The sequence below is a fragment of the Klebsiella planticola genome (assembly GCF_000783935.2).
Lineage (GTDB): Bacteria > Pseudomonadota > Gammaproteobacteria > Enterobacterales > Enterobacteriaceae > Klebsiella > Klebsiella planticola.
In genome coordinates this window covers 331,517-342,846 of sequence record NZ_CP026047.1, presented here as the reverse complement: position 1 = coordinate 342,846, position 11,330 = coordinate 331,517, and the positions used below count along the sequence as shown (strand labels likewise).

Below are 11,330 nucleotides of genomic sequence, written 5' to 3'. Positions count from 1 at the left end.
GTGGCTTTGCTAATAAAAGCGAAGTCTTTCAGGTGACATTTAGATACAATTCCCTCGGTTTTTTTGCCGCTACGCGCTTCAGGGAAGGGTTTTATGCTTGAGATGTTAATGCAGTGGTACCGTCGTCGGTTTAGCGATCCGGAAGCGATAGCGCTGCTGGTTATTTTGCTGGCCGGGTTCGGGATCATGTTCTTTTTCAGCGGCCTGCTGGCGCCATTGCTGGTCGCCATCGTGCTGGCTTATCTGCTGGAATGGCCAACCGTCAGGCTGGAGCGCGTAGGGCTTTCGCGAACCTGGGCAACCTCGTTCGTGCTGATTCTGTTCGTGGGCGTCTTGTTGCTGATGGCGTTTGTGGTGATGCCCGTTGCCTGGCAGCAGGGTATCTATCTGATTCGCGATATGCCTGGCATGCTCAATAAGCTGTCCGATTTTGCTGCCACGGTTCCGCGCCGTTACCCGGCGCTGATGGACGCCGGGATTATCGACGCCATGGCGGATAATATGCGCAACCGCGTGCTTACCGTCGGCGATTCGGTGGTCAAATACTCTCTGGCTTCGCTGGTCGGTTTACTGACTTTGGCGGTCTATCTGGTGCTGGTGCCGCTGATGGTGTTCTTTCTGTTAAAAGATAAAGAGCAGATGCTGAATGCCGTGCGCCGCGTGCTGCCGCGCAACCGCGGGCTGGCGGGGCAGGTATGGAAAGAGATGAACCAGCAGATTACCAACTATATCCGCGGTAAGGTGCTGGAGATGATTGTCGTCGGCGTGGCAACGTGGATTGGCTTTATCCTGTTTGATCTCAACTATTCGCTGCTGCTGGCGGTGCTGGTCGGCTTCTCGGTACTGATTCCCTACATCGGCGCCTTCGTGGTGACCATTCCGGTGGTCGGCGTGGCGCTGTTCCAGTTTGGCGCAGGCCCGGAGTTCTGGAGCCTGTTTGCGGTGTACCTGATTATTCAGGGGCTGGACGGTAACCTGCTGGTACCCGTGCTGTTTTCAGAAGCCGTCAACCTGCATCCGCTGGTGATTATCCTGTCGGTGGTTATCTTCGGTGGGCTGTGGGGATTCTGGGGCGTCTTCTTTGCGATTCCGCTGGCAACCCTGATCAAAGCGGTGGTGCATGCGTGGCCGGATGGCCTGGCGGTGGAAGACGAGAAGAAATAGTCCGCGCTGGAAAACGCAGGGAAGAAAACGGACGCCGGGTCAGTGAATTGCGACCCGGCGTCCTGCGTCAGGTAGAACGTTAGCCGTTTTCTTTCAACCAGTTCAGCACCACATCGTGGTGATTGCTGGTTTTAAAGTTATCAAACACGTGTTCGACTTTGCCGTTGCTATCGATCAGGAAGCTAATGCGGTGAATACCGTCGTAGGTTTTCCCCATAAACGATTTTTCGCCCCAGACGCCAAACTGCTCACACACCTGGTGATTTTCATCAGACAGCAGCGTGAAGTTCAGCAACTCTTTTTCGGCGAAACGGGAGAGTTTTTCCGGTTTATCAGTGCTGATACCCAGCACCTCAACGCCCGCTTTTTTTAAGTCATCCATATTATCGCGCAGGCCGCAGGCCTGAACGGTACAACCCGGGGTCATGGCTTTCGGGTAAAAATAAACCAGAACACGCTGTCCCTGGAAGTCGGTCAAATTTACTTCCTCGCCGTCCTGGTCCGGTAAGCTAAATTTCGGTGCAAGATCACCGGCTTTCAGTGGATTCATTACTCAAACTCCATCCTGTTCATCATGTTGTGAATAATTAACGATGTTAATACTGCCTTGTGCGTTCAGTTCTGTACATAGGGCTTTGAACGCTTGTTCGATATTTGATGCATTTTGTGTTGCAGGGCTGTGTGCGGTTATCTGAATAAACAACTGCGCTGAATCGTCATCACCGCTGACCTGGGTACGAGAAACCAGTTCGGCGATGTTCATATTCCACGCGTCAAACAGGGCAGTGAAACGCTCGATAATGTGCGGCGAGTCCGGTACCTCAACCTGGACCCAGACGGTGTTTGGCATGGCCTGAGGAGGCCGCGCGGTCGTCCGCTTCATCACGATCAGCAAATCCAGCTCAGCACCTTTCAGCGGCAGGGTCGATTCGATAAGCGTAATCGCGTTCCATGAACCTGAAAGCAGCATGATAAACGTGAATTCGTCACCAAGCATGGCCAGCCGGCTGTCTTCGATATTACAGCCGCAGCTGCTGACGTGGCGGGTGATGGTGTTCACGATGCCGGGACGGTCAGCGCCCAAAGCGGTAATAACCAGATAGTGTTGTAATGAGGCGGTCAAACCTGTTCTTCCTTTAAAAAGGTGAGGTAACATTAGGAAAGCATAAAAAAAACCGGCATACAACATCCCTGATGGCATCGGGTCTCTTGCTTTTATTACGGCACCAAACGTAACATTGAGAATCTTGTCGCACTTCAGCTCTGAGGATGGCCCATGTTCACGGGAAGTATTGTAGCGCTTGTCACGCCGATGGATGAAAACGGTAATGTCTGCCGGTCAAGCCTGAAAAAACTGATTGATTACCATGTCGCCAGCGGAACCTCGGCGATCGTTTCGGTAGGGACTACCGGAGAATCCGCGACCCTCAGCCATGAAGAGCATGGCGATGTCGTGATGATGACGCTTGAACTTGCTGACGGGCGTATCCCGGTCATCGCAGGTACCGGTGCAAATGCAACCGCAGAGGCGATTAGCCTGACCAAACGTTTTAACAATAGCGGTGTTGTCGGTTGCCTGACGGTCACTCCTTATTACAATCGTCCGACCCAGGAAGGGCTGTTCCAACACTTTAAAGCCATCGCAGAACACACCGACCTGCCGCAAATTCTGTATAATGTGCCGTCCCGTACCGGTTGCGACATGCTGCCGGAAACCGTCGGTCGCCTGGCGGAAGTAAAAAATATTATTGGTATTAAGGAAGCGACGGGGAACTTAAGTCGTGTTCATCAGATCAAAGAGCTGGTTTCAGATGACTTTATTCTGTTGAGCGGCGATGATGCCACCGGAATGGACTTTATGCAGCTCGGCGGTCAGGGCGTGATTTCCGTAACGGCGAACGTTGCGGCTCGCGAAATGGCGGATATGTGCCGACTGGCTGCAGAAGGCCAGTTTGCGCAAGCTCGTGCAATTAACCAACGTCTGATGCCATTGCATACAAAATTATTTGTCGAACCCAACCCGATCCCCGTGAAATGGGCATGTAAGGCGTTGGGTCTTGTGGCAACCGATACGCTGCGCCTGCCGATGACGCCGATTACCGAACAGGGTACTCAGGCCGTTACCGCAGCGCTGAAGCATGCCGGTTTGCTGTAAAGTTTAGGGAGATTTGATGGCTTACTCAGTACAGAAGTCGCGCCTGACGAAGGTTGCGGGTGTTTCATTGGTCCTGCTTCTCGCGGCCTGTAGTTCCGACTCACGCTACAAACGTCAGGTGGGGGGCGATGAGGTCTATCTGCAAGCTACGCCGCTCAGTGAACTTCACGCACCTGCGGGTATGATTCTGCCGGTTCAGGTTGGTGATTATAATATTCCGGTTGCGACCAGCACAGGCGCAGTGGGCAAAGCTCTGGACATCCGCCCACCGGCTCAGCCTCTGGCACTGGTGAGCGGCGCTCGTACTCAGTTCAATGGTGATACCGCCACGCTGATGGTCGAGAACGGTCGTAGCGGTTCGCTGTGGGCGCAGGTAGCCAGCATCATACAGTCTAAGAACTATGTCATCACCAAACGTGACGATGCCAGCCAGACGCTGAATACCGACTGGGTTGAATGGAATCGCCTCGATGAAGACCAGCAGTATCGTGGTCGCTATCAAATCTCAGTGAAACCGCAGGGTTATCAGCAGGCGGTTATCGTGAAGCTGGTGAATCTGGAGCAGGCCGGGAAACCGGTATCCGATCCGGCTTCTCTGCAACGCTATAGCACCTCAATGCTGAACGTCATTTCCGAAGGTCTGGATATGAACGCCACCAATGCGCAGAATGCGGCGCAGAAAAATGCCGGCGCCACCTTCGATGTGCAGAGCGCTGCCGACGATACGGGGCTGCCAATGCTGGTTGTTCGCGCACCGTTCAACATGGTGTGGCAACGTCTGCCGGGCGCACTGGAAAAAGTGGGCATGAAGGTGACGGATAGCACCCGCTCGCAAGGCAGCATGGCGCTGACCTACAAGCCGCTGTCTGACAGCAGCTGGCAGGCGCTGGGCGCCAGCGATCCGCAGCTGGTTTCAGGTGACTACAAACTGCAGGTCGGTGACCTCGATAACCGCAGCAGTCTGCAGTTCATCGATCCGAAAGGCCATACGTTGACGCAGTCGCAGAATGACGCCCTGGTAGCCGTATTCCAGGCCGCATTCAGTAAGTAATAAACAGGGCTGGAGCAATCCAGCCCTTTTTCATGTATAGTGACGCAAACGTGTGCGTCGGCAGAAAAGCGCAATTTTTATCGTCTATATCTTCACTGGAGTGACAAAGATGCAAAAGCAAGCTGAGTTGTATCGTGGTAAAGCGAAAACCGTTTACAGCACGGAGAATCCGGATCTGCTGGTACTCGAATTCCGTAACGATACTTCAGCAGGGGATGGCGCGCGCATTGAGCAGTTCGATCGTAAAGGCATGGTGAACAACAAATTTAACCATTTCATTATGAGCAAACTGGAAGAAGCCGGTATCCCGACTCAGATGGAAGCGCTGCTCTCCGATACCGAATGTCTGGTGAAAAAACTGGAGATGGTTCCGGTGGAGTGCGTAGTCCGTAACCGCGCCGCCGGTTCTCTGGTTAAGCGTCTGGGTATTGAAGAAGGGATTGAACTCAATCCGCCGCTGTTTGATCTGTTCCTGAAAAATGATGCGATGCACGATCCGATGGTCAACGAGTCTTACTGCGAGACTTTTGGCTGGGTAAGCAAAAAGAACCTCGCGCGCATGCAGGAACTGACTTTTAAAGCCAACGACGTATTGAAAAAGCTGTTTGATGATGCCGGCCTGATCCTGGTCGATTTCAAGCTTGAGTTTGGTCTGTTCAAGGGCGAAGTGGTGCTGGGCGATGAGTTCTCGCCAGATGGCAGCCGTCTGTGGGATAAAAATACCCTCGACAAAATGGACAAAGACCGCTTCCGCCAGAGCCTCGGCGGCCTGATTGAGGCCTACGAAGAAGTGGCCCATCGCCTTGGCGTTAAGCTCGACTAATCCTCCCTTCGCCAGAAGGTCGCTCTACCTTCTGGCGCTCTTCTTGTTGTTTCCAGTGGTAATTCTACGCCGAACCGCCTACGATCTCTCATATTCGAGAATTTGATGGATTGAGGTGCCTATGCGCTGGCAAGGACGTCGCGAAAGCGACAATGTAGAAGATCGACGTAATGATTCCGGTTCGCCCCTGGGCGGCGGCGGTGGTTTCCGTCTTCCCAGCGGGAAGGGCGGTATCGTCCTGTTGATTATCGTGCTGGTTGCGGGCTATTACGGCGTGGATTTGACCGGCATGCTGACCGGAGAGCCCGTTTCACAGCAGCAAACCACCACCCAACGTTCTGTCAGCCCGCAGGAAGAGCAGGCCGCGAAGTTTACGAAGGTGATTCTTGCCGATACCGAAGATACCTGGGGCGCTATCTTCCAAAAGATGGGCCGTCAGTACCCGCAGCCGAAGCTGGTGCTCTATCGCGGCGCCACGCGGACCGGCTGCGGTACCGGCCAGTCCGTTATGGGACCGTTCTACTGCCCGGCTGATAGCACGGTCTACATCGATCTCTCGTTCTATGATGAGATGAAAAACAAGCTCGGCGCGGATGGCGATTTTGCGCAGGCCTACGTGATTGCTCACGAGGTCGGGCATCACGTGCAGAAGCTGCTGGGTATTGAATCCAAAGTGCGTCAGTTGCAGCAACACGCGTCGCAGGCTGAAGTTAATCGCCTGTCGGTGAAAATGGAGCTGCAGGCGGACTGCTTTGCCGGCGTCTGGGGACACAGCATGCAGAATCAGGATGTGCTGGAGACCGGCGATCTGCAGGAAGCGCTGAATGCCGCAGAGGCTATCGGCGACGATCGCCTGCAGCAGCAAAGCCAGGGGCGCATTGTCCCGGACAGCTTTACCCACGGGACTTCGCAGCAGCGCTATACCTGGTTTAAGCGCGGTTTTGACAGTGGAGACCCGGCGCAGTGCAATACATTTGGTCATGCGCTCTGACCGCCGCTGTAAATGGATGAATTACTTAACCTGACGGCGCGGATGGCGCAGCAGGGCATTCGTCGTCTGCTGGTGCTCAGCGGCGACGACGCGTGGTGCCTGCAGCAGGCGCTGCTGCTGCGTAAACGGCTGGCCGGCGATGGTCTGTGGGTGGGGCCGCAGCCTATGGAAGAGCCCTGTATCTCGCCGCAAGCCCTCAAATCTCTCCTCGGACGTGAGTATCACCACGCCTTCTTTGATGCTCGCAGCGGCTTCGACGCGGCGGCTTTTGCCGCGCTGAGCGGGACGTTGAAAGCGGGAAGCTGGCTGATCCTGCTGACCCCCTCTTTTGCCTGTTGGCCATCGCAGCCCGATGCGGATTCTCTGCGCTGGAGCGACGCGTCGGAGCCTATTCCCACTCCCCATTTTGTCCACCGTTTTTGTCAGCGAGTCTGTGCGAATCCTGAGGCGATCGTCTGGCGTCAGAATGAACCGCTGATGTTACCGGAGGAGGTGCCACGACCGCACTGGTATCCAGCTGATGGCCATCCTCAGGCCGAACAGGCCGCTATTCTGGCCAGTCTGAGCACACTTCCTGCGGGCATTGCCGCGGTTACCGCCGAGCGCGGACGGGGAAAATCCGCGCTGGCGGGAATGTTGATACGTCAGCTGGCGGGCGATGCCATCGTTACCGCCCCAGCGCGCGGCGCGACCGAGGTGATGGCAACGTTCGCCGGTGACGGTTTTCGCTTTATGGCGCCGGATGCGTTGCTGGCTGGCGATATTCGAGCGTCATGGCTGATCGTTGATGAAGCGGCAGCCATTCCCGGGCCGCTGCTTCGCCAGCTGGTCACCCGTTTTCCACGCACCTTACTGACCACGACCGTGCAGGGTTATGAAGGGACCGGCCGCGGTTTTCTGCTCAAGTTTTGCGCCAGCTTTCCTCACCTGCGCCAGTTTAGTCTGCTTGATCCCATCCGCTGGGCCCCTGGCTGCCCGCTGGAAGCATTGGTCAGTGAATTACTCCTGTTTGGCGATGAAACCTTTACCCAATCTCCAGCAGGGGAGGTGACGTTTGAGGCGGTGAGTCAGGACAGCTGGCAGCAGCAGGACGGGCTTGCCGAGGCGATGTATCAGCTGCTCTCCGGCGCACATTACCGCACATCGCCGCTGGATTTGCGGCGGATGATGGATGCGCCGGGTCAGCATTTTACCTGCGCCCGCACGAGCAACGGCGTGGCCGCGGCGGTATGGCGGGTGGAGGAGGGGGGGCTTGATCCCGCCCTCAGCCGGGCGGTATGGGCCGGTTTTCGCCGCCCGCGCGGTAATCTGGTGGCGCAGTCGTTGGCTGCCCACGGCGGAAGCCCGCTGGCTGCTACGCTATTGGGGCAGCGAATCACCCGTATCGCCGTGCATCCGACCCGACAACGCGAGGGGCTTGGTCAGGCTCTGGCAGCCCGGGCGGTAGCGCAAAGCCACGGCCTCGATTATCTATCGGTCAGCTTTGGCTATACGCCAGAGCTAGGGCGCTTCTGGCAGCGCTGCGGTTTTACGCTGGTGCGTTTAGGTACCCATCGTGAGGCAAGCAGCGGGTGCTACACGGCGATGGCGCTTTATCCGTTAACCCCTGCGGGGCACGAACTGGTTCTACGGGAGTCGCAGCGTCTGGCGCGCGATGAGTTCTGGCTGTGGGAGTGGCGGGAAGCGTTATTCCCGCGGCCGATGGCGCCAGCAGCTATGCTTACGGATGACGACTGGCTGGATGTGGCGGGGTTCGCGTTTGCCCATCGCCCGCTGCTGGCGGTGGTTGGCAGCCTGAACCGCCTGCTGCTTCACTGCGGGCTGCCGCTTCCGGCGCTTCGCGCCCGTCTGCAACGCCAGGATGAAGCGGAGATTTGCGCCGGGCTGCGTCTGTCCGGACGCAAAGCGCTGCTGGCCAGGCTGCGCGAAGAAGCGGGACTGGCGCTGCTGAACCTCGACGCATCGCGGGCGGAGAGACTGCGTCAGCAGGTTGGGGAACTGCAATTTTTTTAACTAACTCATTCAGTTAAATGTCATGGTCATATTCCGCGTGCGGCGTAAACTGCCCACGTAAACTAAGGAGACAGCCATGAAACACGACCATTTTATTGTGCAAAGCCCTGCGACACCTGCCCAACAGCTGCTGTTGCTGTTTCATGGCGTCGGCGATAACCCGGTTGCAATGGGGCAAATCGGTAGCTTGTTTGCGCCGCAGTTTCCGGATGCGCTGATCGTCAGCATCGGTGGCGCGGAACCTTGCGGTCCACCGCCGGGTCGCCAGTGGTTCTCGGTTCAGGGGGTGACGGAGGAAAATCGCCAGTCGCGTATTGATGCCATTATGCCGACCTTTATTGAGACCGTTCGCTACTGGCAGAAACAGAGCGGTGTCGGTCCGCGGGCGACGGCACTGATTGGTTTCTCGCAGGGGGCGATTATGTCTCTGGAGAGCATCAAAGCCGAGCCTGGGCTGGCATCACGGGTTATCGCCTTTAACGGACGGTATGCGACGCTTCCGCAGTCGGCAACCACCGCGACAACCATCCATCTGATTCACGGCGGCGAGGATCGCGTTATCGATCTGGCGTGGGCGGTTTCGGCTCAGGAGGCGCTTCAGCAGGCGGGTGGCGACGTGACGTTGGATATTGTCGAGGATCTGGGGCACGCGATTGACGATCGCAGTATGCAGTTTGCCCTTGAGCGCCTGCGCTATACCGTGCCGAAACACTATTTTGACGAAGCGTTGAGCGGCAGTACGCCAAAAGACGACGATATTATCGAATTGCTCTAAGCGAACTGATTTCGTGAACGTACTCCCCGGATAAGGCGTATCACGCCGCTATCCGGGGCATTCCCGGCCGTGTGGGATTGACCGGGGGCAGGGCCGAAATCTTACTTCTTCGGCTGGTCGTGCTTCGGCCAGTCGTCGTCATCGTCCCATTTATCGTTACAATCACGATGGGGCGGCAGTTCTGGCTTATTGGCGAGAAACTTTTTGTGGTCAACGCGATTAAGATCCTTAATGACGTTAATCATGACGCCCACCAAAAATACCAGCACCAGAATCCACCAGTGGTTGATTAGCCATTCCATGTGCGCTTCCTCTTTTCAGGTCGAGGTCGTCAGGCGACCAGTTGTTCCATGATGCGTTGATACATCCGCGCCAGCAGCTGCAGGTCGGCGGCGTTAACACACTCATTGATTTTGTGAATTGTCGCATTCACCGGTCCCAGCTCAACCACCTGCGCACCCATGCGAGCGATAAAGCGACCGTCAGAGGTACCGCCGTTGGTCAGCAGCTGGGGTTTGATCTCATTATAGTGCTCAATGGCGTTCACCACCGCTTCGACCAGTTTGCCACGGCTGGTGAGGAACGGCTGGCCAGACAGCCACCAGTCCAGGGTATAGCGCAGCTGATATTTATCCAGCAGCTCGACGACGCGGGCTTTAATCATCTCGTCGGTCAGTTCAGTGCTAAAGCGGAAGTTGAACTGAACATACATGTCGCCGGGGATCACGTTATTGCTCCCGGTACCCGCCTGTACGTTGGCTATCTGCATGCTGGTGGGGGGGAAGAATTCATTGCCTTTATCCCACTCGATTCCTACCAGCTCCGTCAGCATAGGGGCCGCGCGGTGCACCGGGTTATCGGCGAGATGCGGGTAAGCGACATGCCCCTGCACGCCGTGAATGGTCAGGTTACAGGTGAGTGAGCCACGACGACCGTTTTTGACCACGTCACCGACGACTTCGGTGCTTGACGGTTCGCCGACCAGGCAGTAGTCCAGGCGTTCGTTGCGGGCCATCAGCGCTTCGACCACTTTCACCGTTCCGTTATGCGCGCTGGCCTCTTCATCAGAGGTGATCAAAAAGGCCAGACGACCTTTATGATTCGGGTACTGGGCGACAAAGCGCTCGGCGGCAACCACCATCGCGGCCAGCGAGCCTTTCATATCTGCCGCGCCACGGCCAAACAGCATGCCGTCGCGGATGGTGGGTTCGAAGGGCGGGTTAATCCAACGGTCAGCATCGCCGGCCGGAACCACGTCGGTATGGCCGGCAAAGGCCAGCGTTTCACCGCGCCCGCGCCAGGCCCAGAAATTTTGCGTATCGCCGAAATCCATCGGTTCCACGGTAAAGCCAATCGCACGCAGGCGTTCAATCATTAACGCCTGACATCCCGCATCATCGGGGCTGAGGGAAGGGCGGCGAATAAGCTGCTGAGCCAGCTCAATGACCGGGCAAGACATAGACTATACCTCGTTAACAAGCTTCTTATAAGTGAGTTCACTGAAACCCAGCAGCATAGGCTGCCCGGGCGCGCAGAGCAATGGGCGTTTGATAATTGCCGGCATTTCCAGCATCAGCGCGGCGGCGGCATCGGCGTTATTGATACCGGCACGCACGGTTTCATCCAGTTTCCGCCAGGTTGTACCGCGCGTGTTGAGTAATGCTTCCCAGCCCAGTTCGGCGATAAAGGTGTTTAACAACTCGCGATCCAGGCCATCGGCACGATAATCATGGAACTGATATGCAATCTGATGCGCTTCCAGCCAGCGGCGGGCCTTTTTAATGGTGTCGCAGTTTTTGATTCCGTACATAGTCAGCATAAATGAAACCTTTTCTTTTACGTTGGTTTAAGCGATTAACTCAGAAATTTCCGAATACAGCAGGCTGTATAAAATAATACGTGAATCGCGTGAATAAATATCCTTTTTTACCCTCTATATATGCACTGGGTGAATATTAACCAGTCCGCTAACGATAACCCGGAAATCGCCTGCAGGCAGGGGATATAAAGAGCAGGATATCGGTAGTGTAAATTATCTGAAAACAGGCGTAATGTTGCTAAATGTTGCTATGCATCACATTAAATTTCCACTCCCGGGCCCATAGTAGCAGTAAATCAGAGAGATGATGGCGTAGAAGGGGTTACCAGCAATCGCAGTGATAACCTTAATGCACTTCCTTTCCCAAACCGATTTGCATAAAATTACCCATAATAATAAGAGAGGCTATTATGATTGAACATGAACTAGGGAACTGGAAAGATTTTATTGAAGGTATGCTGCGTAAATAAAATCCTCAATGTGAGCAGGGTAATCGTAAGGCTAAAATAATAGCCCGGCGGTGTTAAACAGATAAAAAA

The 11,330-nt window shown here is 55.5% G+C and carries 13 protein-coding genes; 8 read left to right on the top strand and 5 right to left on the bottom strand.

The window, feature by feature from the left end; translation table 11 throughout:
- The first annotated feature begins 93 nt into the window (after positions 1–93).
- Positions 94–1,164: an AI-2E family transporter gene (locus MC50_RS01590; protein WP_032686527.1), complete on the top strand. Its 1,071-nt coding sequence runs from the start codon at positions 94–96 to the stop codon at positions 1,162–1,164.
- A gap of 79 nt (positions 1,165–1,243) precedes the next feature.
- Here the strand turns inward: MC50_RS01590 and bcp are convergent, their stop codons facing one another.
- Both bcp and MC50_RS01580 read right to left on the bottom strand, forming a co-directional pair.
- Positions 1,244–1,714 (bottom strand): thioredoxin-dependent thiol peroxidase, encoded by a 471-nt coding sequence (gene bcp / locus MC50_RS01585; RefSeq protein WP_032686528.1) that lies wholly within the window; start codon positions 1,712–1,714, stop codon positions 1,244–1,246.
- Between the two features lie 3 nt (positions 1,715–1,717).
- Entirely contained in the window at positions 1,718–2,287 is a 570-nt protein-coding gene (locus MC50_RS01580) for a glycine cleavage system transcriptional repressor (protein ID WP_004866176.1), read from the bottom strand.
- Between the two features lie 153 nt (positions 2,288–2,440).
- Between MC50_RS01580 and dapA the strand changes: the two genes are divergently transcribed.
- The 6 genes from dapA to ypfH all read left to right on the top strand — a co-directional run bounded on the left by dapA (position 2,441) and on the right by ypfH (position 8,972).
- Complete coding sequence (dapA, locus tag MC50_RS01575; protein ID WP_032686529.1) at positions 2,441–3,319, top strand: 4-hydroxy-tetrahydrodipicolinate synthase; 879 nt, start codon at positions 2,441–2,443, stop codon at positions 3,317–3,319.
- Positions 3,320–3,335: 16 nt separating this feature from the next.
- Positions 3,336–4,370, top strand: coding sequence for an outer membrane protein assembly factor BamC (bamC, locus tag MC50_RS01570; protein WP_032686530.1), 1,035 nt, complete (start codon positions 3,336–3,338; stop codon positions 4,368–4,370).
- Between the two features lie 109 nt (positions 4,371–4,479).
- The gene (purC, locus tag MC50_RS01565) at positions 4,480–5,193 is read left to right on the top strand and encodes a phosphoribosylaminoimidazolesuccinocarboxamide synthase (protein WP_004866167.1); all 714 of its coding nucleotides are present in this window, start codon (positions 4,480–4,482) and stop codon (positions 5,191–5,193) included.
- Between the two features lie 121 nt (positions 5,194–5,314).
- Positions 5,315–6,184, top strand: a complete 870-nt coding sequence (gene ypfJ / locus MC50_RS01560) for a KPN_02809 family neutral zinc metallopeptidase (RefSeq protein WP_032686532.1) — start codon at positions 5,315–5,317, stop codon at positions 6,182–6,184.
- 12 nt (positions 6,185–6,196) lie between these two features.
- On the top strand, positions 6,197–8,197 hold the full coding sequence (locus tag MC50_RS01555; protein ID WP_064385280.1) for a tRNA(Met) cytidine acetyltransferase TmcA: 2,001 nt from the start codon (positions 6,197–6,199) through the stop codon (positions 8,195–8,197).
- 76 nt (positions 8,198–8,273) lie between these two features.
- Positions 8,274–8,972 carry an esterase gene (gene ypfH, locus MC50_RS01550; RefSeq protein WP_004866158.1) on the top strand — a complete coding sequence of 233 codons (699 nt, stop codon included), beginning with the start codon at positions 8,274–8,276 and terminating at the stop codon, positions 8,970–8,972.
- A 101-nt stretch (positions 8,973–9,073) separates the two neighbouring features.
- Here ypfH and MC50_RS01545 read toward each other — a convergent pair whose 3' ends face one another.
- Genes MC50_RS01545 through MC50_RS01535 form a run of 3 tightly spaced genes read right to left on the bottom strand, consistent with a single transcriptional unit; the run spans position 9,074 to position 10,791 of the window.
- Complete coding sequence (locus MC50_RS01545) at positions 9,074–9,274, bottom strand: YpfN family protein (protein ID WP_004866145.1); 201 nt, start codon at positions 9,272–9,274, stop codon at positions 9,074–9,076.
- A gap of 29 nt (positions 9,275–9,303) precedes the next feature.
- A complete protein-coding gene (dapE, locus tag MC50_RS01540) occupies positions 9,304–10,431 on the bottom strand; it encodes a succinyl-diaminopimelate desuccinylase (protein ID WP_032695538.1) in 1,128 nt (375 codons plus the stop codon).
- Between the two features lie 3 nt (positions 10,432–10,434).
- Positions 10,435–10,791: an ArsC family reductase gene (locus tag MC50_RS01535; RefSeq protein ID WP_032699035.1), complete on the bottom strand. Its 357-nt coding sequence runs from the start codon at positions 10,789–10,791 to the stop codon at positions 10,435–10,437.
- A gap of 410 nt (positions 10,792–11,201) precedes the next feature.
- Between MC50_RS01535 and ypfM the strand changes: the two genes are divergently transcribed.
- Positions 11,202–11,261, top strand: a complete 60-nt coding sequence (ypfM, locus tag MC50_RS01530) for a protein YpfM (protein WP_100181659.1) — start codon at positions 11,202–11,204, stop codon at positions 11,259–11,261.
- The last annotated feature ends 69 nt before the right edge of the window (positions 11,262–11,330 follow it).

What these genes read in the sequence shown, in the direction of transcription:
- MC50_RS01590 (WP_032686527.1), top strand. Translation starts at nt 94, where the DNA reads ATGCTTGAGATGTTAATGCAGTGGTACCGTCGTCGGTTTAGCGATCCG.
- bcp (WP_032686528.1), bottom strand. Translation starts at nt 1,714, where the DNA reads ATGAATCCACTGAAAGCCGGTGATCTTGCACCGAAATTTAGCTTACCG.
- dapA (WP_032686529.1), top strand. Translation starts at nt 2,441, where the DNA reads ATGTTCACGGGAAGTATTGTAGCGCTTGTCACGCCGATGGATGAAAAC.
- bamC (WP_032686530.1), top strand. Translation starts at nt 3,336, where the DNA reads ATGGCTTACTCAGTACAGAAGTCGCGCCTGACGAAGGTTGCGGGTGTT.
- purC (WP_004866167.1), top strand. Translation starts at nt 4,480, where the DNA reads ATGCAAAAGCAAGCTGAGTTGTATCGTGGTAAAGCGAAAACCGTTTAC.
- ypfJ (WP_032686532.1), top strand. Translation starts at nt 5,315, where the DNA reads ATGCGCTGGCAAGGACGTCGCGAAAGCGACAATGTAGAAGATCGACGT.
- MC50_RS01555 (WP_064385280.1), top strand. Translation starts at nt 6,197, where the DNA reads ATGGATGAATTACTTAACCTGACGGCGCGGATGGCGCAGCAGGGCATT.
- ypfH (WP_004866158.1), top strand. Translation starts at nt 8,274, where the DNA reads ATGAAACACGACCATTTTATTGTGCAAAGCCCTGCGACACCTGCCCAA.
- MC50_RS01545 (WP_004866145.1), bottom strand. Translation starts at nt 9,274, where the DNA reads ATGGAATGGCTAATCAACCACTGGTGGATTCTGGTGCTGGTATTTTTG.
- dapE (WP_032695538.1), bottom strand. Translation starts at nt 10,431, where the DNA reads ATGTCTTGCCCGGTCATTGAGCTGGCTCAGCAGCTTATTCGCCGCCCT.
- MC50_RS01535 (WP_032699035.1), bottom strand. Translation starts at nt 10,791, where the DNA reads ATGCTGACTATGTACGGAATCAAAAACTGCGACACCATTAAAAAGGCC.